This is a genomic window from Sphingomonas sp. CCH9-F2 (assembly GCF_001556735.1).
Classification (GTDB): Bacteria; Pseudomonadota; Alphaproteobacteria; order Sphingomonadales; family Sphingomonadaceae; genus Sphingomonas; species Sphingomonas ginsenosidimutans.
Map to the genome: position 1 here is coordinate 1 of NZ_LSJO01000330.1, position 22121 is coordinate 22121.

Sequence of the window (22121 nt, forward strand, 5' to 3'; positions counted from 1 at the left end):
ATCATGCGCGGTGCCGTATCGCGCACCACCCGCACGTTCAATCGCGGTTCAGCGGCCGGCCATCATTCGCAACCTGTGATTCCTTGAACAGCAGCAGCGCGGACACTAGAGCCGTCATCTAGCGTTACGCGCCCGATCTATCCGTGGAGAGACGTGTCGATGAAGAGCATTTCCAACGCCCTGATGGCCACGCTGCTGGCAAGTGGCGCGACCCTGCTGGTCGCGCAGCCGGCACTGGCGAAGAAGGAAGAGAAGCAGCAGGCGGGCGCCCCGGCGCTGAAGCTGAGCAATGAAGTCCGCGGCCCCGCGGCGCAGGCGCAGACCGCGCTCGCGGCGAAGGACGTGGCGACAGCCACCCCGCTGGTCGCCGCGGTCGAGGCGGCGGCGAAGACCGACGACGAAAAGTATATCGCGGCCGCACTGCGCCTGAATCTCGAGGCGATCCGCATGGACAGCGGCGGCAACGCCGATGCGCTGGTCGCGCCGCTCGACGCGCTTATCGCCAATGCGCGCACGCCGCAGGCCGACAAGGCGCGCTACGCCTATCAGCGCGGCATCATCGCCGCGAACAAGAAGGACAATGCCGGCGCGGCGGCGTTCTTCGAACAGGCGCGTCAGCTGGGCAACACCGATCCCAACCTGCCGCTGCAGATCGTCAAGCTGAAGATGGACGCGGGCGACACCGCCGGCGGCCTCGCCGAATTGACCAAGATGGTCGATGCGCAGACCGCCGCCGGCCAGAAGCCGACCGAGGACATCTACCGCTACGCCATCGCCAAGACCAATCAGAAGAAGATGAATGCGGAGACGATGGCGTGGATTCGCCGTTATCTCGCCGCTTATCCGACGATGAAGAACTGGCGCGACATGGTCGTCTTTTGGGGCATCCAGCCGCAGTCGGTCGTGACGCTCGACAAGCAGCAGAAGATCGACCTGTATCGCCTGCTGCGCCTCGGCAAGTCGCTGGCGGACCAGTATGACTACGAAATCTACGCGCAATGGGCGACCGACGTCGGCCTGCCGTGGGAATCGAAGACGATCCTGACCGAGGGCAAGGCCGCGGGCAAGGTGCCGGCCGACAGCGCCAATGCCACCGGCCTGCTGACTGCAGCGAACCGCTTCATCAGCAACGAGGGATCGCTGTCGGGGCTGGAGACGAAGGCCAAGGCGGCGGCGAACGGCAAGCTCGCCGCCGGCACCGCCGACGCCTATCTCGGCTCTGACCAATATGCCAAGGCGGTCGAACTATACCGCGTCGCGCTCCAGAAGGGCGGCGTGGACGCCGACACCGTGAACACCCGCCTCGGCATCGCGCTGGCCCGCTCGGGCGACAAGGAAGGCGCGAAGGCGGCGTTCCAGGCGGTGAAGACCCCGCCGCGTTCGGACATCGCCGCATGGTGGATCGACTTCCTCGATCACCCGCCGGTCGGCTGAGGCATCCGGCGACGATGACGAAAGGGGGCGGCCCGGCGACGGGTCGCCCCTTTTTTGTTGCTATTCGATCGGGACGCCCACCAGCGACTTGGCGGTGCGGATCGTCAGCGACGACTTGACGCTCGCGACATTGGGCGCCGGGGTCAGTTTGGTCGTCAGGATGCGCTGGAAGCTCTCCAGGTCCGATGCGACGATCTTCAGGATGAAGTCGATCTCGCCGTTCAGCATGTGGCATTCGCGGATCTCAGGGATCGCCGCGACATGCGCCTCGAACGCCTCCAGGTCGTGCTCGGCTTGGCTGCGCAGGCTGACCATCGCGAAGACGGTGATAGGAAAGCCCAGCTGCGCCGCATCGCATTCGGCGTGATAGCCGCGAATCACCCCCGCCTGCTCCAGCGCTCGGACGCGCCGCAGGCACGGCGGCGCGGTCAGGCCGACGCGTTCGGCCAGCTCGACATTGGTCATGCGGCCGTCCTCCTGCAGGAGCGAGAGGATTTCGCGGTCGATCCGGTCCAGGGTCATTACGCCTCACATCTGCCGATCGCGCATCATCGCGATAGCTTCGGAAAGTCTCGCTACAGGAAAATTACGCTCGAACGCAATTGTGCCAAGCTGCTACATTTGCACCGTAACCCGCAACTGCCCCGTATCGCGCGCGCCGTCGGCGGCATAAAGGTGGGGGACAGCGGTGCTCACGCGCTGCGGTCACGAGATAGAGGTAGGCGCGTTCGTGCGGTTCGATGACAGCCTGAAGACCGTTCTGGCCGCCGACGTTTCGACCGCTTTCGGCGCGCGTGCCGCGTTCCGCCAGCTGGTCGACCTGATCGGGCGCGGACGCGCGCCCGCCGATGCCGAATTGCTCGACCGGCTGCGCACGCTGCGCGACATGGTGTCGCTGGAGGTGCGGATGGCCTGCGCGCGCGGGCTGGCGCTGGCCGATCCGCCTGCCGCGCTGGTCGCGCTGTTCGCGGAGGACGCGCCGGAGGTGGTCGGCGCCACCCTGCTGGCCGCGCGGCTGGAGCCGGAGGATTGGGAGGCGCTGTTGCCGCGCGTCGGTCCGCTCGGCCGCAGCGTCCTGCGCCGCCGCCGCGACCTGCCGCCCAGCGTGATGCGCGCGCTCGATGCGTTCGGCGCGACCGATTTCGTGCTCGGTCATGACGGACCTGCGATCCCGGAGCCGGCGGCGCTGCCCGCCGATCCTGCGCCAACCGCGGTCGAGGATCCGCTGGCGGCGGTCGCGGCGGCGATGCCCGCGGCGCACGACGTCGCCGACACACCGCCCGAACGGTTCGAGATCGCCGATCTGGTCCATCGTATCGAGGCGTTCCAGCGCGATCGTCCCCCGCCGGCACCCGCACCGGTCGCGCCGTCGCCCGCCACGCCGCCGCGGCCGAGCGTGGGGGTCCGCGCCTTTCGCTTCGAAACCGACACCGCGGGCACGATCCGCTGGATCGACAGCGCCCCGCGCGGTGCGATCATCGGCCTGTCGCTCAGCCATGATAGCGCGGGCGGACAGGCGCTCAGCGTCGATGGCGTCGCGGCGGGCGCGTTCCGCAAGCGCGCGGCCTTCACCGATGCGCGGCTGGCGGTGCCCGGCGAATCGGCGCTTGGTGGCGACTGGCGGATTTCCGGCGTGCCGGTGTTCGATCAGGCGACCGGCAGCTTCATCGGCTTTCGCGGCCGCGCGCGCCGCCCGCGCGCGGAGGAAACCGCCGCGCCGCCGCGGATGCCGTCGTCGGCGCCCGCCGCGCGCCCCGGTGCGGGGGCGGAGGGTCTGCGGCGGCTGGTCCACGAACTGCGCACGCCTACCAATGCGATCGCGGGCTTTTCCGAACTGATCGAACAGGAATTGCTGGGCCCCGTCGCGCCGGCCTATCGCGATCGCGCGGCGACGATCCGGCGGCATGTCGCCGGCCTGATCGGCGCGATCGAGGATCTCGACCTTGCCGCGCGGATCGAGGGTTCCGCGCTCGACCTGCGCGCCGATACGGTCGCGGTGTCGCCGCTCCTGTCGCGGGTCGCGCACGATCTGGCGCCGCTGGCGGGGTTGCGCGGCGGTGGCCTCGCGCTGCCGGCCCCGGTGGCGGGCGCCTGGTCGGTCGATTCGCACGCCGCGGAGCGGCTGGTGTCCCGCCTGTTCGCGACGTTGCTGGGCATGGTGGCTCCCAGCGAGATGCTGGATGTCGCGGTCGCGGCGCAGGGCGACCGGCTGGCGCTGTCGATCGCGCGTCCCGCGGCCCTGGTGGACCGTGACGAAGCCGCGCTCCTCGCCCTCGATGACGAGGATGCAGGCGAAGACGAAGGCGCGCCGCTGCTGGGGGCGGGCTTCGCGCTGCGGCTGGCGCGCAATCTGGCGGCGGAACTGGGCGGGCGGCTGATGTTCGGCGCGGATCGCTTGACCTTGGAGCTGCCCGCGGCATTGAATGGCGACATGGAGCTGGCATCGACGTTCGCCCCGTGATCGGGCCCGGTGCCGCTTTCCCGCCGGTCGACGTCACGGCGCATCGCCTGCGCTTCGCCACCGATCCCGCGACATGTGTTCGCTGGCTGGCATCGTTCGGCCGCCGTTTCCTCGTCACCGTCGATGTGGAGGAGGAATTCGACTGGTCGCGGCCGTTTTCCGGCGCGGCGCGGAAGGTCGCGGCGGTCGCCGCGCTCCCCGCATGGCACGTCGCGATGCGCGCCCGCGGCGTCGCGCCGGTCTATGTCGTCGATCATCCCGTCGCCACCGATCCGGCGGCCGCGGCGCTGATCGCGCCGCTGCTGACCGATGGCAGCGAGGCGGGCGCCCAGCTTCACCCCTGGGTCAACCCGCCCCAGGTCGAGGTGCCGGGCGAGCTGGCGTCCTTCGCCGGCAATCTGCCGGAGTCGGTGGAGGCGGCGAAGATCGACGAGCTGTTCGGCGCGCTCACCGCCGCGTTCGGGCGTGCGCCGCGGCTGTACCGCGCCGGCCGCTACGGTCTGGGTCCGGCGACGCTGCGCCTGCTGGCGGCGCGCGGGATCGCGGTCGATGCCTCGATGCGTGCGCGCTTCGATTACCGCGACCATGGCGGCCCCGATTTCACCGGCGTCGACGGCGCGGCGTTCCGCACCGTCGATGGCGTGATCGAACTGCCGCTGTCGGTCGTCTATACCGGGCTGCTCCACCGCGCCGGCCGCTGGCTTCATCCCGCGGCCACACGCGTGCCGCGCGGCGGCGGCGTGCTGGCGCGCACCGGCCTGCTCTCGCGCGTGCCGCTGACGCCGGAGGGGACGCCGCTGCCCGACGCGGTCCGCGCGATCCGCCGGGCGGCGCGGGACGGCGCGCGGCTGCTGCAACTGGCGTTCCACTCGCCCTCGCTGGTGCCCGGCAACACGCCTTATGTCCGCGATGCGGCGGATCTGGCGCATTTCCATCGCTGGTGGGGCGGGGTGCTCGACGCGCTCGAACGCCACGGCTTCGCGCCGGTCACGCTGGACGAGGTGATCCGCGCCGTCTGACCATCACGCGGGGGCGACGCCCTCCACGGTCACGCGCCCGTCCGCCTCCAGCATGCCGGTGATGCGCACGCGCTTCTGCACATGGTCGACGGGCACGCGCGGCAGGTCGAGCCGATAGACCTCGCCGGCATCGCGCCGCAGGACGAAGGTGGCGCCGTCGCGCACCAGCAGCCCGCTTTCGCAGATGCGGCGGTCGCAGGCCGCATCGTCGCTGGCGTCCATGCCGTTCCTTTCCGACCGACGGTGGGCCCGGCAGGACTCGAACCCGCAACCTAGCCGTTATGAGCGGCCAGCTCTAACCATTGAGCTACAGGCCCCCCGTCGAGCTTCCCGTAGCGGTAGGCCCGGCCCGCTGGCAAGGGCGTCCGGGGGCGTCCCCTACCGCCACCCCAGCGCGGGCGCGACATGCGTCAGGATGCTCTCGATCACATGCGCGTTGTAATCGACGCCCAGCTGGTTGGGCACGGTCAGCAACAGCGTGTCGGCCTCCGCGATCGCCTCGTCAGCGCGCAGCTGTTCGATCAATCGGTCCGGCTCGTCGGCATAAGAGCGGCCGAACACCGCGCGCATATTGTCGATCACGCCCACCTCGTCGCGGCTGTCGCCCCGCCCGAAATAGGCGCGGTCCTGGTCGTTGGTCAGCGCGAAGATCGACCGCGACACCGAAACGCGCGGCGCATGTTGATGCCCCGCCTCCGCCCAGGCGGTGCGATACGCGCGGATTTGCCGAGCCTGCTGGACGTGGAACGGCTCGCCGCCCTCGTCCGCCTTCAGCGTGGAGCTTTGCAGGTTCATCCCTTGTTGAGCGGCCCACACCGCGGTCGCGTCAGAGGCGGAACCCCACCAGATCCGCTCGCGCAGCCCCGGCGAATGCGGCTCGATGCGCAGCAGACCGGGCGGGTTGGGGAACATCGGGCGCGGGTTCGGCCTGGCGAAGCCTTCGCCCTTCAGGATCGCCAGGAACACCTCGGCATGGCGGCGCCCCATATCGGCGTCGCTCTCCCCCTCGGCAGGGGCGTAGCCGAAATAGCGCCAGCCCTCGACCACCTGTTCGGGCGATCCGCGGCTGATCCCCAGCTGCAACCGCCCGCCCGCGATCAGGTCCGCCGATCCGGCGTCCTCCGCCATGTAGAACGGATTTTCGTAGCGCATGTCGATCACGCCGGTGCCGATCTCGATCCGCGACGTCCTTGCCCCCACCGCCGCCAGCAGCGGGAAGGGGGAGGCGAGCTGCTGCGCGAAGTGATGCACCCGGAAATAGGCGCCGTCCGCCCCCAGTTCCTCCGCGGCGACGGCGAGGTCGATCGACTGCAACAGCACGTCGCTCGCCGATCGCGTCGCTGATGTGGGGGAGGCGGACCAATGCCCGAACGACAGGAAACCGATTTTTTTCATGTTGCCGATATAGGCGCGGCGCGGGCGGCTGCACGCCGCCGATCGCGAAACCGATCGTTTCGGCGCGAGAAGGCGCGTTCGGCCATAGGACTTCGCCTGCGATTCCCCGGACGTTCGCGTTGCCGCCGCCGCTAGGCGTGCACGCTAAGTCGCCGCGTCGATCACCGACAAGGCATGGTCCACGAACCGACGCTTCTCACCGACCGGCGCAACATAGTGCAGCGCCTCGCATGCTAAATCGGACGACCCGCCGCGGGCGATCATCCAGGCGGCAAGATAGGGTGCCGCGAGGCAGCCGCCGGCGGTCGCGATGTTGCCGTGCGCGGCGAACGGCGCATCGATGACGGTGACGCCCGCTTCCACGACCCACGGCTTGATGGTGAGGTCGGTGCAGGCCGACAGGTCGCCGATCAGGCCAAGCTTGGCCAGCAACAGCGTCCCCGAACACTGCGCTGCGATCAACTGCCGCGTGGGGTCGAGCCGCAAACGCGCCAGCATCGCCGCATCCGCGGCGATCTCGCGCGTGCGGACGCCGCTGCCAATCAGGACCGCATCCGCTTCCTCGACGAATTCGAGTGGTCGTTGGCGGTGGACGGTGACGCCGTTCAGTGACGTCACCGTCTCGGTGGGCGCGGTGATGTGCGCGGTCCAGCCATGCGAGCGCAGCCGGTTGAGGATCGCGGCGGCGACGAAGGAGTCGAGTTCGTTGAAGCCGTCGAAGGTGAGGATTGCGACCTGCATCAGCCATGCACCAAACCGCTGAACAACGTCCGCGTCTTGCCCGCGACCCAGACCTGTCCGGTGTCGTCATGCGAGACATGGATGCGCCCGGTTCGCCCCAGCCGCGTGCCCTGAGCGGCGACGTAGCCGCCGCTCGCCCGGCCGCTCGCGAACAGCCACTGGCCGACCGAGGCGTTGAGGCTGCCGGTCACCGGGTCTTCCAGCAGACTGCCGTGGCCCGGCGAGATGATCGCCCGCAGTTCGAACGCCACCTCGCTGCCCGGACGGTGCGGCCCGACCACACCGACGTTCAACCGCTGCGATCCCGCCGGCGGACAGGCAGGTTCGACCGCCAGCACCGCGTCGGCCGACGCCAGCATCACCGCCAGCCAACCCGGTCCGTTGTCCGCCCAACTGGCATCGACGATCGCCTCCCGATCGATCCGCAACAGGTCCGCGACCCGCTTCAGGTCCGCTTCGTCGGGCGTGCCGCCGCGCAGCAGTGGCGGGGCCGCGAAGGACAGCCGATCCGCGTCACGGCGGATCGCCACCAGCCCGACACCGCATTGCTGCACGACCACGCCGTCCCGCTTCGGCTGCCCGCCCGCCTCCAGCCAGGCATGCGCACTTCCCAGCGTCGGGTGTCCGGCGAAGGGCAATTCGCGCTCGCGGGTGAAGATCCGGACGCGATAGTCGGCGGCCGTGTCGTCGGGCTGGAGCAGGAACGTCGTCTCCGCGAAATCCAGCCAGTTGGCCATGCGCTGCATCTCCTCGCCCGACAGTCCCTCTGCGTCAGCGATGACGGCCAACGGATTGCCGTTCAGCGGGTCGGTGCCGAACACGTCGACGAGGCGAAAGGGGCGGGTCACGGGGCATGTCTCCTGTTGATGATGCCACCACGTAACCGTGCGCAGACTGGCGCGAACAGGCACGGATAGATACGATGTGACCAAACTGTATTGGTGAAAGATGCAACACGGTGGCAGCCCGGCCTGACGAAACCCGCACCGCGATGGTGGCGCGGACGATCCGCGATCGTATCGAGGCGCGGACGCTAACGCCCGGCGCGCGACTGCCGTCGATCCGAGCCATGGCGGAGGCGAGTGGTGTCGCGCGCTCGACCGTGGTCGAGGCTTATGAGCGGCTGGCCGGGGATGGCGTGATCCGCTCGCGGCCTGGATCGGGCTTCTACGTCGCCGCGCCGCTCGCTCCTCTGACGCTCGACCGGCTTGCGCCTGTGCCGGAACGCGAGGTCGATCCACTGTGGATGCTGCGCCAATCGTTGCGAGACGATCGGCACGACCTGAAACCGGGATGCGGCTGGCTGCCCGACGACTGGCTTGCCGGGGACGCGTTGCGCAAGGCGATGCGTGGCACCGCGCGGACGATCGATGACGGCACGCTCGCCGGCTATGCCTCGCCGCGCGGCTCTCATCCGCTCCGGACGCTGCTGGCGCGGCGGATGGCGGATCAGGGGATTGAGGCCGGCCCCGACCAGATTCTGCTGACCGATAGCGGCACACACGCGCTCGATCTGGTGTGCCGCTTCCTGCTTCAGCCCGGCGATACCGTGCTGGTCGACGATCCCTGCTATTTCAACTTTCTGGCGCTGCTGCGCGCACATCGCGCCAACGTGATCGGCGTGCCGATGACGCCAACTGGGCCGGACGTCGCCGCCTTCGCCGAGGCTGCCGCGACGCATCGCCCGCGCTTCTATCTGACGAACTCGGGCGTCCATAACCCTACCGGGGGATCGCTCGCGGCGGCCACCGCGCACCGCCTGCTCAAGATCGCCGATGCGCACGACATGGTCATCGTCGAGGACGATATCTTCGCCGATTTCGAACATACGTCGTCGCCGCGGCTGGCCGCGTTCGATGGCCTCGACCGGACGATCCGCATTGGCAGCTTCTCGAAATCGCTGTCCGCAGCGGTGCGGTGCGGCCATATCGCGGCGCGGCTGGACTGGGTCGAGGCGCTCGCCGACCTGCGCATCGCCACGTCGATGGCGGGTAGCCCCCTCACCGCCAACCTGCTCCACACCGTGCTGACCGATGGCAGCTATCGCCGCCATGTCGAGGGCATTCGGGCACGGCTGGCCCGCGCGACCGCCAGGGTCGCGAGGCGGCTGCGGGACGTCGGTGTCGAGCCGTGGATCGAGCCGGCGGCCGGCATCTTCCTATGGGCGCGGCTGCCGGGTGGCGCGGATGCCGTCGATCTTGCCCGCCGGGCCGTTGCGCAAGGGATCGTGCTGGCGCCGGGGCCGGTCTTCAGCACCAGCGGGGGATGGCGCGATCACATGCGCTTCAACGTCGCGATGAGCGATGACGATCGGCTTTACGCCTTTCTGGAGACCGCGTTTCAGCGCCGCTAGCCGGTTCCGCCGCCCAGTCGCTCGACGAGGAAATCGACGAACACCCGGACGCGGGCGGGCGTAGTGGAGCCGCCGACGAACACCGCGTGGATCAGTTCGATGTCGCCGGGGTTATAGTCTTCCAACAAGGGCCCGAGCTGCCCGGCGGCGATCTCTGCGGCGACGCTGAAGCGACCGACGCGGGTGATGCCGACCCCGTCCAAAGCGAGCTGCCCCAGCATCTCGCCATTGTTCGCGATGATATTGCCCTCGACACTCAGCGCGAAGTCCCGGCCGTCGCGGCGGAAAGGCCATATCGGCTCGGCCCGGCGAAAGCTGAAGCTGAGGCAGTTATGGGCGAGCAGGTCTTCCGGCACCCGTGGAGTACCAGCGCGCGCCAGATAGTCAGGCGAGGCGACGATCACACGGCCGGACTGACCGAGCTTGCGCGCGGTGAGGCCGCTATCGGCCAGCGGCCCGAAGCGAATCGCGACATCCGCCTGTCCCGCCGCGACGTCGACCAACGTGTCGGTCAGCGCGATATCGATCAGGATATGCGGATAGGCGCGTGCGAAGTCGCCGAGCAGCGGCACGATGCACAACCGTCCATGTGCCAGCGCCGCGCTGATCCGCAGCCGTCCGCGCGGTGCGCCCTGGTCGGCGATCTGCTGCTCGGCATCGTCGAGATCGGCCAGGATACGCCGCGCGGCGAGGAGATAGGCCTGTCCCTCGGCGGTGAGGGTCAGCGCGCGAGTAGAGCGGAGCAAGAGCCGCACGCCCAGCCGCGCCTCGATCCGGTCGACGGCCCGCGCCACCGCCGAGGGCGTCAGCCCGAGCGTGCGTCCGGCGGCGGAGAAGCTGCCCTCGTCGACGACGCACGCAAACAGGGCGAGCGACCGTGCGCGATCGTCATTACCAATTATCTTTGCATCCAAGTCACAGTTCCTTTGCGCGATCAGGTGGTTCCGCCGCGCTGTCTCACTGGTCATCTATGCGCCAGACGATGACATTCGCAAAGGAGGTGTCATGGAATATCAGCAATTGGGAACGTCCGGCCTGCGCGTTCCAGCGCTGTCGTTCGGGGCGGGGACGTTCGGCGGCAAGGGGCCGCTGTTCAGCGCCTGGGGCACAAGTGACGCGACCGAGGCGAGGCGGCTGGTGGACATCTGCCTCGACGCCGGCGTGACGCTGTTCGACACCGCCGACGTCTATTCCGACGGCGCGTCGGAAAAGGTGCTGGGTGAGGCGATCAAGGGCCGGCGCGACGCAGTCCTGATCTCTACCAAGACCGGCCTGCCGATGGGGGAAGGCCCGCAGGATTGGGGCGCGTCGCGCGCGCGGCTGATCGGCGCGGTCGAGGCGGCATTACGGCGGCTCGGTACCGACCGGATCGACCTGCTCCAGCTTCACGCCTTCGACGCCTCCACTCCGACCGAGGAGGTGATGGGCGCGCTCGACCGCCTGATCGCGGACGGGAAGGTGCGCTATGCGGGCGTTTCCAACTATCCCGGCTGGCAGATCATGAAGGCGCAAGCACTCGCCGACCGCCATGGCTGGCCGCGCCTCGTTGCGCATCAGGTCTATTACTCGCTGATCGGCCGCGCCTACGAATGGGATCTGATGCCATTGGCGGCGGATCAGGGCGTCGGCGCAATGGTCTGGAGCCCTCTCGGCTGGGGTCGGCTGACCGGCAAGATCGGGCGGGGGCGGCCGATCCCGGCGGGCAGTCGCCTCCACGAGACGGTCCAGTTCGCGCCGCCGGTCGAGGACGAGCATCTCTACCGCGTCGTCGATGCGCTGGAGGCGGTGGCGGGGGAGACGGGCAAGACCGTGCCGCAGGTCGCCATCAACTGGCTGTTGCGGCGGCCGACCGTGGCGTCGGTCATCATCGGCGCGCGCGACGAGGCGCAGCTGCGCGACAATCTCGGCGGTGCCCTCGGGGAACGCCCAGCGCCGCAACTTGATGAAGACAGTCTTGTAGAAGGTGCCCGCGAAGCTGGGCGAGTCGGCCGACACCATTTCGGGGAAGAGCATCGTGCAGCCGGCACGACGCAGTTTGGTGATATAGTCGATGAAACCCAGCCGGATCAGTTCGGGATGGATGGGCAGCTTGCGGATCGATTGAACATTCTTGAGGGGGCGATCCTCGGTATAGTCGATGACAAAATAGGGGATCGGATCCTGCTCGTGAACTTCCGCCAGCCCTAGGCCAGCGAGTTCAGAGCTGCGGCCGCCATACAGGGGCAGCATGAGCGGCAACCAGTACCAGGCGTCGTGGATGATCTCGGTTCCGGGTGTCAGCCGGTGGTCGATCCCCTTGGCGCCCGTCCAGATCGGCGCGGACAGCAGACGTGCGACCTCGGCCTTCGTCCAGTTGGCGCGCTTGTCACGCTTGCGCTTGCGGTCCTTGCGCGGACCCTTGCCCGCACCCTTTCGCGCCGTCTTGAACAGAAGCGGGACCGCCGGCCGATGCCCCGTTTCATCGCCATCCTCGCCTGCGGCATGGTCGAGGACCGACGTCACCCATGTCAGATGCTTGTTAATGGTCACCTGTCCGAGGCCGACTTCAGACGCGGGTAGGGTCGCGGCACGGGCAAGGCTGGCCTCGAAGCCGCCGGCACGCTCCTCGCGGGTCCGGCCCCAGCGGTTCGGCAGGGCGGCACACAGCTTGGTGAAGGCGCGGACATGCGATTGCTCGAGGTCTTCGATCATGATGCCGGTGCCGCAGGCATAGTCGAACAGGCGGATCGCGGTCCGCACCTGCTTGACGGTGTCGGTGTCCCAGTCCCCGTCCTTCTGGTGGTCGGCGATCGCTTCCTCGCTAGCCTTGATCAGGGACATCTTCGGGCGGACCGGTAGCGGGGGCGTCGGCTCGTCTTCCAAGGTCGGACCGGATGGCACTGGCGTGCCGGCGTCTGGCGCCGCGGCCAGCTTAGACCGTTCAAAGGCAAAGGGGGCGTCGTCGCGGAGTGCTGCGTCGATCCACGCGTCGCTTTCGTCCTCGCCCCAGGAAAGCCGCGCCGTCGCCTCGCGGCACGCCGCCGCCCTCGCCTTGCAGATGAGGCGTTGGACGCGCGCGACGCTTTCGGCCATGACAGGGAAGCCAAAGGCTTGGCTATAGTCCGACACCTGGTCGCCGGAGATGGCACCGCCATTCTGGAGGTCGAAGATGATGTTCGCCACAGTCTTGGCCTGTGCTGAACTCCAGCCGCTCGCAACGAGGCGCTGATGCTCGTCGAGCGTTTAGCGCGCAGCGACACCGCCGCGGGCGAGGAATTCCCATGCCTCGGCATGAAGCGAGTTCGCGGTGGCGTGGTCGCCCGGGTCCGCGAGGCTGCCGACCTGATCCTGCTCGATGCGCTGGAGCTGCCAACGCAAGGCGTCGCTGAACACCTGCTTTATCTGCTCGCGGCTCATGCCGGTGAACTGACCATCGGCCATGCGCAAACCCTCGACTGCGACACTCAGTCGGGCAGATATAGCGCGGGCACGGGAATAATTCCCCGTCCGTAACGAGATCGAGAGCGGCAGCGGGCGGCCCGCCACCATGATCTTGCGCCGCCAATGATAGCTGCCGCCACGCAGTTTAAGGTTCGGCAAACCCACGTCATCGCCCCCGATGGGTACAGCGATGGGTACAACGGTTCCCGATCGCCGGGTTGGCGACGTGGAATCAACAGCTTAGCGCTAGTTGGTCGGGGAGACAGGATCCCCAACCGATTAATGGCTCGTCTTCCGAAAACGGCGGAAAACCGTGCCTTTCGCCGCGCGAACCGCGGCGATGAGGCGTTACTGACACACCGGAAAGCACAATTCTAGGCACAATTGTGCACGCGGCGTCGATTGCGCGGGGTGGCCATTATGGGAGGAGCGCATCGTCCGCCATAATCGGCCGGCGCTGGCTGCCGCCGGACGCGGCGAACTCCCAGTCGTGTTCCAAGGACGTCGGATGAGGAATTCGACGGTGCCGGCTACGGGCAAGTGCGCCAAATAGGATGCCCACGATCCAGAACCTGCGTCGTTCAGGAACACCTTTCAGCGTCGCGCTCACGGATCACAATCGAGACAACAAGGATGTCGAAGTCAGAAAAGTAGCCACCTTGGCGATCGGCGACTCAGTTGCCGCGCGCATAAGAGCCAAAACAGCACGATCTTAAGAATGCGGCAGGACTTGGCGAAAGCCGCGTTCTTTCCCTCTCGCGCACGCTCGAGTTTATCGAAAAGGACCGAAACTAAATCCACAAGCTTCTGCCGCTTAGGGGCGGTCAGGTGATCCATGTGTGTTCGCATCGATGCACTCTACGCAAGGATGCGAAAACTTACAAACAGAGAGGACATTCCATCGATTGATGCACAGCTTGCCCCCTTCGTCTTCTGCAATCACGAAGCGGAACTCGGTTTGCTCCGCGGGCCACGCGTTGGCGCCGTAGTGGTTGGCAGGTGAACGGCATCGCGATCGCTGGTAGGCGATGAGCATGCCAATCGCGCCGACCGCCGCCGTCCCACTGAGCCTACTCGCGCCGCCGAACGGGATCCCGGCGCGTCGGCCCACGCGCACCCGCGTCCAGAGGCTGCCCTTCGAGTATCTGTCTTGGGAGAACTTCGAGCGCTTGTGTCTGAGACTCGTCGCGACGGATGCACGCGTCGAGCGGTGCGCACGCTACGGCGCGAGTGGAGAAGCCCAGCAGGGCATCGACGTGTTCGCCCGCAAGCGCGACGGCGCCTACTTGTGCCTGCAGGCGAAGAGGCAGAAGGCGTTCGGCCCCGCGAAGGTCAGGGACGCCGTAGAGCTGTTCCTCGGCGGCACTTGGGCGAGCCGCTCCGACGAGTTCCTACTGGCCGTGCAGGCGGACATGGGTACTACGGCCGTTCAGGAAGAGATCGAGCGGCAGGCGAATCGCTTGCTTTCGGCGGGAACGACTTTCGCCGTCCTAGACGGCGAGGCGTTGAGCGTGGCGCTCCGGGCACACCCGACCCTCGTCGACGATTTCTTCGGCCGCGCCTGGGTCGAGGCGCTGCTAGGTCCGGACGAGGTCCGGCGCCTGGGGGCTCGGCTCGACGGCGACGAGATGGCCCGCGTGCGGGCCCAGGTGGCTCGCGCCTACGCGGCGCAGTTCCACTTCGTCGATCCGGGCAGCTTCGGGAGTGTGGTCGACGACGAAGTTCGTCCAGCACTCACCCTGCGCGAGCGCTTCGCGCGGCCCGACCTGCTCGTCGCCGAGGCCTCTCCTGCCGTCCTGAGGACGGACACGTCCACGATCGGCGATAACGCCGTCGGGTCGGAAGGGCCATCCGGCGAGACGTTCATCCCGGACACCACGCGCGCGCGGCCCAGCCTGGACCTTCGGCGGAACAGGCGCATCGACGCGGGATCCTGGTTCGACGGCGGCGAGAGGTTCGTCGTGCTGGGGGACGCCGGCTCTGGCAAAAGCACGCTGCTGCGCGTCATCGCGCTCGACCTGCTAGACGAGGGCAGCGCATTCCCTGAGCTAACCGCACGTTGGGCGGATCGCCTGCCGATTTACCTGCCGTTCCCGCGCTGGGCGGCCGAGGTCGGGCGGGCCGGAGCGCCGGTCGGCGTCAAGGAGGTGGTCAGGCGCTCGCTCCAGCAGGTGCTCACCGCCGACCTCGTCAATCTCCTCGATCGCGCGATAGACGACGGTCGCGTCCTGCTGCTCGTGGACGGCCTCGACGAGTGGTCGAGCGAGCAGGCGGCCCGCTCGACGCTCTCAACGCTGGTCCAGACTGTGGAGACGCACGACGTCCCGCTCATTGTTTCGGGACGTCCGCGCGGCCTCGATCGCGTGGGTGCGCTGCCCGGCTCCTGGAGGCGGGCCTCGATCGCCCCGCTATCGGAGGCCCAGCAGGCCGACATCGCCGCGCGCTGGTTCGGCCGGTACTCCACGACCGAGTCGGGACAGCCGGGCAGAACCGCGCTCGACCCCCGCGCCTCGAGGTTCATGGCGGAGCTCGCCCGGGAGCCCGGGCTCGCCTCGCTCGCCTCGACGCCGCTCCTCCTGGTCGGGCTGGTCACCCTCGCCCTGCGGGGTCGCATCCTGCCCCGGACGAGGAACGATGCCTACGACCAGCTCACCCGCATCCTGCTGGAGGTGCATCCGGCGAACCGCGCGACCGCCTCGGGCGACACCGAGCCGCGCTTCCGCCACGCGCGCGATCCCGAGCAGCGTCGGGCGGCGCTCGCCAAGCTCGCCCACTCGCTCCGAATGGACGGCGGCGCTTCGGTTCCGCTCGCGACAGCACGGCGGACGATCGCCGAGTTCCTTGCCGCGGCGGAGGGCTTCTCGATGCGACCTGACGAGGCGCAGGCGGTCGCGGAGGAGATGACGGCCGTCAACGCCGAGACGCAGGGGCTGCTCGTCGAGAAGTCGGCGGGCGAGGTGGGTTTCGTTCACCTGAGCTTCGAGGAGTACCTCTGCGCCGAGCACGTCGGCGGCTGGCCGTTCGACGCGATCGAGGCATTCGTGCGCGACCGCTCAGGCCAGAGCCGCTGGCGCAACGTGCTCTTCCACCTGCTCACGGCCGTGCGCCGGCGCGACGAGTTCGATCGTCTTGTGGCGGTGGTGGAGGGGTCGAGCGATGACGAGATCGTCCGCCTCTCGCGCGCCAGCCTGCTGGGCGAGGTCGGATTTGGTTCGGTCGCGCGCGCGCCGGCGACCGCCCGGCGCCTGGCGCTCAGCGCGATGGACCGGGTGGAGGCGGGGGCGTGGCCGGCCGACCGGAGTGACGCGCTTGCGTCCGTACTCCGGGGCGTCGCCGAGCCCGCGCTCGCGGCCGATGTCGAGGCGCGGCTGCGCCGCTGGCTGCCGAACCGCGCGCCCTACCGCGCATCCGCGATCGAGCAGCTCGGTCGATGGAAGCCGTCGGCTGAGGTGACGGAGACGCTGTGGCGCGCGCTCCAGGACGAGGATCGGGGTGTGCAGCGGGCGGCGGCGGCCGCCTTCGGCGAGGCGCATCGAGGCGATCACGCGGCCAGGGACCTCCTCCTGCACGGCCTCGAGACAGGCAACGACCTAGAGGCGGCGGTCGCCATGGTCGAGGCTCTCGCGCACGGCTGGGCCGGACACGAGGGCGCCGATCAGGCGTTCGAGGCCGCCAGCCGGTCGTCAAGCGCCGAGCTCCGACTTGTTGGGCGGCTCGGGCTCGCCAGCCGCGGCGAGACGCCGACGGAGGCGAAGCGGGAGGCATTCGAGGCCCAGTCCTTCTGGTCCGACCTCTCCTACCCCTATCGCGAGCTCGCCGGCAGCATGCTGCTGCGCTTCTGGCCGAACGACGACGACCTCGTGCCCGGCGCATTGCGGCGTGCCGGGCGCTCGTTCGACTCGAACTGGGAGCTGGAACTCGCGACGCGCTACGTCCTGGAGTGCCCGACCGGTCGCCTGGAGGTGCGCGAATGGATCCTAGCCGAGCTCGGGCTGGACCACCCGTTTGTTACGGCCAGGGACGACAGGACCTGGTGGCAGGTCGGCCGGTTCGCAAAGGCGGACGATCGCATCCGGGCCGCCGCCAACGCCCACTGGCTCGTGCCCGAGAACCGGCTAATCAACTTGCACCACCTCAAGGGCTACGTCGCCCAGGTCGCCGATCACGAGCTCGCAGAGATGCTAGTTGGCGTGGTCGCCGGCACCAAGCGCATGGATCGCCACTGGGCGGTGCTGGCGATGCTGACGGGCTGGAGGCGCGACCATCCCGACGTCCGCCCGACGCTCGACGCCCTCGTGGACGGACCCGACGAAGACTTGGCCGACGTGGTCGCGCTGGTCCCGCAGCTGATCCCCGACCGAGGCGTCGCGCGCGAACGCCTGCTCCGCCTAGCGGGCGTCGCCAACGTCCGACGCGACCTGCTCGCCGTCGGGTTCCAGGAGTGCGGGTGCGACGGCGGCGACGACGAGGCCGTTGCCGCCATCATGATGCCTGGCGAGCGCGCGAAGGGCGTCTACGATCCGACCTCTCGCCTATTCGAGAGCTTCGCGGCGCACCCTCGCGTCCGGGAGCTCGCGCTCGAGAGGCTGCGCCGCCATGAGCCGCCGCTGTCTGCGCTCGCCACTGGCTTCGGCGAGGACACCGAGGTCGCGCCGCTGATCCTAGAGGCGCTGTCGCCGCTCGCGTCGGACCTGCGCGCTCAGATCGTCGAGGCGGCGACGACCGGCGGTTCCGGCTCCGCGCTGCGGCGCACGCTTGCGCGATGGGAGGAGGAGAGCGACCCGGAGCTTCGCGCGCGGATGGCCCTTGCGCACTTCGTGTCCCATGATCCGGCCGACGACCCCGCGCGCGACCGCGCCGCGCTGCTCACCGCTGCGACGGCCGTCGGGCCCGACTTCGAGACGCGACGAGCCACCGCGCTGGTCGGTCTCGTCGCAACCGGCGATCTTCGGGAGCTGGCCGTCCTTCGCGACCAGCGCGGCCCCGTCGCGGTAGAGACGGGTCGCCTCATGCATCCGATACCCACGGTCGAGCGCCTCGTCTGCGAGCGCTTTGCCGAATTCCGGGAGGCGTTCGGGGACGGGCTGGAGGAGCGCTTCCGGAGCTTCGGATCCGACAGCCGGCTGCCCGAGATCCTGGCGTCATCGCCAAACGCTTCCGCCGCCGCGCAGGAGGAGTTCGTCGACTACGCGGAGCGCGACGCCATCCCGCGCACGCCCGCCGCCCTGCGCGGCCTCGCCACGGTCCAGCCCGGCGGAGAGCTACTGCTTAGACGCTGCCTCCAGGCTATCGACGCGCCCGACTCGCGCAACGACCGCGCGTCCGACAACGCCGAGATCGCGCTCCTCCTGCGGAACGAATTTCCCGATGACGTCTCGATCCGCCGGGAGATCGAGACGCGCTTCGAGGCGCGTCCGTTCGTCGCCTTGGCGGCGGCGCTAGCGGTCTACCATCCGGGCTCGGACACGCTGGGCGGCATCGACCTGACCCTCCACAATCGCGAGTTCGGCTACTGGATCGTAGCCGCGCACCTGGCGGCGCACCGTTCGGATTCTGCCAGCTTCGTGGATACGGTGCGCTCGATGGTGCTGCGCCGGATGCACAGTCAGTTCGACGGGCAGGGCATCGTCAATGAGGCCGTTGAGCGCCGACTGCGCGCCGACGTGGACGCGGTCGGGCTTCTAGAAGCGACGATCCGCAAGGATGTAGATCCGAGCCTGGCCGCCAGCGCCTCGCGCTACCTGGGGTCGGCGGGGGCCCTGAGCGACAACGCCCGGCACCAGTGCACCGACCTGCTGCGCGCTCTGGGAACGGGTCGCTCGGTGCCCGTCGCTTGTTTCGACGCCGTTGCCGACCGGTGGAGGACAGCGCGCGCCACAATCTTCGACGCGCTGTCGGCCGGACTGGAGACGCCCTGAAGGCCCTCGCTGGATGAGTTGGACCGCACATGCCGCCGCGGAAGCATTTGGCATATCGCGGGCCAATCGCGCAAAGCCGCCTCTCAGCCAAGTTCGCGCGTCAGGAACTCCGCGCACCTCGACCGCCGGCCGGCCGTCCAATTCGCGAATCTATAACGGTATCGTTGGCAAGCACCGCATGGGATGTCCTGCTGCGGATTGCGCTGTTGCCTAAATGGGCGCGGTCGATCGGCGCTTCGCCAACAGGCTCCTTGGTGGGGAGCGGCGCGAAAGGTATCGTCCACAGACCATGATGACCTCCTATTGCGCACAGACATCCGGCTGCGTTCTTCGGGGCCTGACGTGCCTGCTCTACGACTTCCAAACGCTGGTCACGGGCTTGATCGCGATCGGCGTGGCCATCGTCGCCGCGCTACCAGTCTGGCGACAACTGCGGGACACCAACCTGCAGACGCGAATCTCTCATCGAGAAACGCTGGCAGACCTCTTGCGCTCGACGCTTCGTCGCTACCAGCGCGTCGACGAGGCAATCGCTGATCCGTTGCGCCGCGCTCAGGACGCGACCAGCGACCCAGTCGGATTGGCGACGCCGATCGATGCCGAGGCCGCGTTCCACCTTGAGAGCGTGTTCAGCCACATCCTCGACTGGTACCTAGTCGTGCTCGCCGGCACGGAGCACGCCGAGATCGAGGAGGGCAAGCGGACCTTGAAGTCGGCGCTGGACAGGCTCGTGGCGACGCTCGGCATGGCGCACTGGGCGGACCACAATGACCAGCGGGACGAAGATCGTGACCTGACCGATGACGAGTGGGCGAAGGTTCTTGCCGACTGCGCCCGGGCAAAGGTCGATGCATCCGCTCGCGTCGGGGACGTGCAGCGCGCCTACCGCGCGCTTTCGGGGGCGCAACAGGCATGGGTGCGGTCGCTCCGGACGCGCATCGCGCGCTTGGACCTGACCATCGCGGCCGCGGGCGAGTAATCAGGATGGGCGCGCTGCAGGATGCCGTGGACAGGGCCATCGCCGACCTCCCTCGATTGGCGCTGGAGCGCGTCGTCGCCGAGAAGCTGAAGGCGGCCGGCATCGACGATGCGGCGCTCGTCACGACGTTGGCGACTGCCGTCCTGCAGGAGAAGAGCGACGGGGTGGATTTCGCGAACGGCGGGGAGCTCGAACTCTCCATCGACGAGGAGGACATGCGGCGCATCTCGCGCGCGGCCGAACTGTTCGCCGGGGGGCTGCCGCAGTTCATCCGCGACATGATCGACGACATGGCGGCGAAGCTCGCCGACGGCTTCACGGAGCAGTGGACGGCCCTGCCGCCGGAGGACGAGGGTGTCGGGACGCGCACCAGGATCGCAGCGGATTGGAGCGAGCCGCTCGACCGCTTGCGCATGCTGGTGGCGCTCTGCGAACAGGAGGGTGACGGCTTTAACGTCGCGCATCTGTTGGGTCGGGAGAAGCGGGGCCACCTCCGGGCGAAGGCCTTGGCGCGACTGCACATACGCGCTTGCCGCATCGCCCGGGAGATCCTGCTGCTGCTCGAGAACGGGTTTGCCGAGGGTGCGCAGGCGCGCTGGCGGACCATGCACGAGGTAGCGGTCACCGCGACGCTGATCGCCGAAGGGGGTGACGACTTGGCTGAGCGCTACTTCGACCATGAGGCGGTAGAGCGCAAGCGTGCGCTTGACGATCACCGGCGCTCTGCGGTCGTCGCCGACGTTGCGGCCCTGCCGGCGCGGCGGACCGCCGGGATCGAGCGGGCGCACGCGGCGGCGGTGAAGCGATACGGCAGGACCTTCAACGGCATGTACGGCTGGGCCAGCGGCCAGCTCGGCATCCCGAGTGAACCGAAGTTCCACCATCTCCAGGAAGCCGCCGGCAGTCTGACGCTGAAGCTCCGATACCGCCTTGCGTCGTTTGACACGCATGCGAGTTCGGGTGTGCTCGAGCAGCCGGTGCACCGTTGGGATCCGACCACTCACGTGCCTGGCGTCTTCGTCGCCGGGTTCGAGGAGCCCGCCGCTGACACAGCCCAGGCCATCGTGCAGGTGACCGGTCTGCTCCGCGCCGAACCAAGGGACGTCGACGACGTCGCCTTCGGCCTCGCGCTGGTCCGACTGCGCGACGAGGTCGCACGCCTTTGGTATCAGGTGGCACGGCGCATCGCCCGACGCGAGCAGCGCGCCCTCGACCGCTCCGTTCGAAGGCGGGGGCCGCAGCGGCGCTTCGTCCACGTCAAGGCGAGGCCTGGCGCCCGCCGCGTCTGACTTTCAGCCTTCGACCTGTGCACGCAACGTGACCAGGAGGTCGCTCACGGATCTCGCCGCCGCGACGGAGAAGGCGGCCCGCGCTGCTTTCAAGCATGCCGAGTACCCGCGGCCATTCGGGCGCGCCTGACGTCGAGACCCATTGGATGTCCCGCCCGGTCAGTGCCATGTTCTGGTGTGCGCTGACTGGTGGCTTCGTCTGGAAGAGCGAGATGGCGCTTCAACGGCGGCCCCGCCCAGTCGGCTTCCAGTCGATTCCTCCGACATCCTTCAGCCTGACGAACGTCGCGTCGGGAGATGGGTTCGTCTCGACGAACGCCATCGGCTGCGGCGAGTCCACGACGACGAGACCGTGGACGTGCGGCACCGATGGGAGCTTGTAGCGTCGGGCGAGCGCCTCGGCATGCGCCCGGACGTGTGCCGCTCGTTTCAGGTGCCTCATCAAGTTGTCGGGCTTTCCGTCGTGTCGGGGCACGCCGCGGTATTCCGAAAGCCGCCGGGCGGTCTCGGCGAGCGTCCGGCACAGCTTGATGTCCTTAGCTTCAATGACCCAGACGTGCTTGCGGTCATCGCTGAGCGCCAGCACGTCGATGTCTCCTAAGAGCTTCATCACGGGAGTGGCCTTCTGGTTCAGCGCGGCCCAAGGAGCCACCCCCGGTGCGGCATCGAGGCCCAGCGCGCAAAGGGTCTCGGACACCCGCACGTTGAAGGTGTTGCCGGCGGCGTTTGAGGCACGCCCGACATGGCTGCGCATCGCCTGGCTCGACCAGAAGCGGTCCTGCAGGCTACCGTCGAACGCGCCGGAGAGGTTGTGGATCGCCGCCCGCTCGATGACCGCCGGCGCGACGGCCAGCAACGGGTCGTCCTCGTCGTCGATCGCGAGCAGTGGTCGTCCGATGAGCGACTGCGGCCGGTCAAACCTGCCTAGGTCATAGTCGTTTGGGAGCGCACCTGCCGGGACGGCGCTCCATCCGGCCCGTGACGGCAGGGTCAACCTTTCGATCATGGGCTGGATGGCGTCACCGCCACCGAGGTTGAGCGCCTCTAGCCGCTGGATGTGACGTGATGTCGTGGACGACCTCCGCACCAGCGTAGCTGTGCGATGATGTGGT

15 protein-coding genes, 1 tRNA gene and 1 pseudogene are annotated in these 22121 nt (G+C 68.6%); 9 read left to right on the plus strand and 8 right to left on the minus strand.

Annotated features, from left to right (window positions below; genetic code table 11):
• Positions 1–159 precede the first annotated feature (159 nt).
• Positions 160–1434: a hypothetical protein gene (locus AX685_RS09575; RefSeq protein ID WP_066487972.1), complete on the plus strand. Its 1275-nt coding sequence runs from the start codon at positions 160–162 to the stop codon at positions 1432–1434.
• 60 nt (positions 1435–1494) lie between these two features.
• Here AX685_RS09575 and AX685_RS09580 read toward each other — a convergent pair whose 3' ends face one another.
• Positions 1495–1956, minus strand: a complete 462-nt coding sequence (locus tag AX685_RS09580; RefSeq protein WP_066487973.1) for an Lrp/AsnC family transcriptional regulator — start codon at positions 1954–1956, stop codon at positions 1495–1497.
• A gap of 208 nt (positions 1957–2164) precedes the next feature.
• Here AX685_RS09580 and AX685_RS09585 point away from each other — a divergent pair, with 208 nt between their 5' ends.
• The gene (locus tag AX685_RS09585; RefSeq protein ID WP_066487974.1) at positions 2165–3895 is read left to right on the plus strand and encodes a HAMP domain-containing histidine kinase; all 1731 of its coding nucleotides are present in this window, start codon (positions 2165–2167) and stop codon (positions 3893–3895) included.
• On the plus strand, positions 3892–4914 hold the full coding sequence (locus AX685_RS09590; RefSeq protein WP_231738748.1) for a WalW protein: 1023 nt from the start codon (positions 3892–3894) through the stop codon (positions 4912–4914). Before AX685_RS09585 ends, AX685_RS09590 begins: the two co-directional genes overlap by 4 nt.
• 3 nt (positions 4915–4917) lie before the next feature.
• On the opposite strand, the gene AX685_RS09595 is transcribed toward AX685_RS09590, so the two are convergent.
• The 5 genes from AX685_RS09595 to AX685_RS09615 form a co-directional block, all read right to left on the minus strand.
• Entirely contained in the window at positions 4918–5136 is a 219-nt protein-coding gene (locus AX685_RS09595) for a DUF5818 domain-containing protein (RefSeq protein WP_066487975.1), read from the minus strand.
• Positions 5137–5158: 22 nt separating this feature from the next.
• A tRNA-Ile gene (locus tag AX685_RS09600) sits at positions 5159–5231 on the minus strand.
• A 61-nt stretch (positions 5232–5292) separates the two neighbouring features.
• The gene (locus tag AX685_RS09605) at positions 5293–6309 is read right to left on the minus strand and encodes an LLM class flavin-dependent oxidoreductase (RefSeq protein WP_066487979.1); all 1017 of its coding nucleotides are present in this window, start codon (positions 6307–6309) and stop codon (positions 5293–5295) included.
• A gap of 144 nt (positions 6310–6453) precedes the next feature.
• Positions 6454–7050 carry a DJ-1/PfpI family protein gene (locus AX685_RS09610; RefSeq protein WP_066487982.1) on the minus strand — a complete coding sequence of 199 codons (597 nt, stop codon included), beginning with the start codon at positions 7048–7050 and terminating at the stop codon, positions 6454–6456.
• Positions 7050–7898 carry a PhzF family phenazine biosynthesis protein gene (locus AX685_RS09615; protein WP_066487984.1) on the minus strand — a complete coding sequence of 283 codons (849 nt, stop codon included), beginning with the start codon at positions 7896–7898 and terminating at the stop codon, positions 7050–7052. The genes AX685_RS09610 and AX685_RS09615 overlap by 1 nt, the downstream gene beginning before the upstream one ends.
• Positions 7899–8008: 110 nt before the next feature.
• On the opposite strand from AX685_RS09615, the gene AX685_RS09620 reads away from it, so the two are divergent.
• Positions 8009–9403: an aminotransferase-like domain-containing protein gene (locus AX685_RS09620; protein WP_231738750.1), complete on the plus strand. Its 1395-nt coding sequence runs from the start codon at positions 8009–8011 to the stop codon at positions 9401–9403.
• Here the strand turns inward: AX685_RS09620 and AX685_RS09625 are convergent.
• A complete protein-coding gene (locus AX685_RS09625; protein WP_066487986.1) occupies positions 9400–10317 on the minus strand; it encodes a LysR substrate-binding domain-containing protein in 918 nt (305 codons plus the stop codon). The genes AX685_RS09620 and AX685_RS09625 overlap by 4 nt on opposite strands.
• Positions 10318–10408: 91 nt before the next feature.
• Here AX685_RS09625 and AX685_RS09630 point away from each other — a divergent pair.
• The 5 genes and pseudogenes from AX685_RS09630 to AX685_RS09650 form a co-directional block, all read left to right on the plus strand.
• Positions 10409–11311: pseudogene (locus tag AX685_RS09630) on the plus strand (aldo/keto reductase); the annotation flags it as partial.
• A gap of 1299 nt (positions 11312–12610) precedes the next feature.
• Entirely contained in the window at positions 12611–12895 is a 285-nt protein-coding gene (locus AX685_RS21575) for a hypothetical protein (RefSeq protein ID WP_156445748.1), read from the plus strand.
• 956 nt (positions 12896–13851) lie between these two features.
• The gene (locus AX685_RS09640; protein ID WP_066487991.1) at positions 13852–18741 is read left to right on the plus strand and encodes an NACHT domain-containing protein; all 4890 of its coding nucleotides are present in this window, start codon (positions 13852–13854) and stop codon (positions 18739–18741) included.
• Between the two features lie 289 nt (positions 18742–19030).
• On the plus strand, positions 19031–19720 hold the full coding sequence (locus AX685_RS09645) for a hypothetical protein (RefSeq protein ID WP_197418553.1): 690 nt from the start codon (positions 19031–19033) through the stop codon (positions 19718–19720).
• A gap of 5 nt (positions 19721–19725) precedes the next feature.
• Positions 19726–21009: a DUF5677 domain-containing protein gene (locus AX685_RS09650; protein WP_066487995.1), complete on the plus strand. Its 1284-nt coding sequence runs from the start codon at positions 19726–19728 to the stop codon at positions 21007–21009.
• 220 nt (positions 21010–21229) lie between these two features.
• Here AX685_RS09650 and AX685_RS09655 read toward each other — a convergent pair.
• Positions 21230–22121, minus strand: an 892-nt coding sequence (locus tag AX685_RS09655) for a hypothetical protein (protein ID WP_231738753.1), incomplete at its 5' end; no start/stop codon positions are given.

Coding starts and splice junctions, on each gene's coding strand:
- AX685_RS09575 (WP_066487972.1), top strand. CDS start 160: ATGAAGAGCATTTCCAACGCCCTGATGGCCACGCTGCTGGCAAGTGGC.
- AX685_RS09580 (WP_066487973.1), bottom strand. CDS start 1,956: ATGACCCTGGACCGGATCGACCGCGAAATCCTCTCGCTCCTGCAGGAG.
- AX685_RS09595 (WP_066487975.1), bottom strand. CDS start 5,136: ATGGACGCCAGCGACGATGCGGCCTGCGACCGCCGCATCTGCGAAAGC.
- AX685_RS09605 (WP_066487979.1), bottom strand. CDS start 6,309: ATGAAAAAAATCGGTTTCCTGTCGTTCGGGCATTGGTCCGCCTCCCCC.
- AX685_RS09610 (WP_066487982.1), bottom strand. CDS start 7,050: ATGCAGGTCGCAATCCTCACCTTCGACGGCTTCAACGAACTCGACTCC.
- AX685_RS21575 (WP_156445748.1), top strand. CDS start 12,611: ATGCTCGTCGAGCGTTTAGCGCGCAGCGACACCGCCGCGGGCGAGGAA.
- AX685_RS09640 (WP_066487991.1), top strand. CDS start 13,852: ATGAGCATGCCAATCGCGCCGACCGCCGCCGTCCCACTGAGCCTACTC.
- AX685_RS09645 (WP_197418553.1), top strand. CDS start 19,031: ATGATGACCTCCTATTGCGCACAGACATCCGGCTGCGTTCTTCGGGGC.
- AX685_RS09650 (WP_066487995.1), top strand. CDS start 19,726: ATGGGCGCGCTGCAGGATGCCGTGGACAGGGCCATCGCCGACCTCCCT.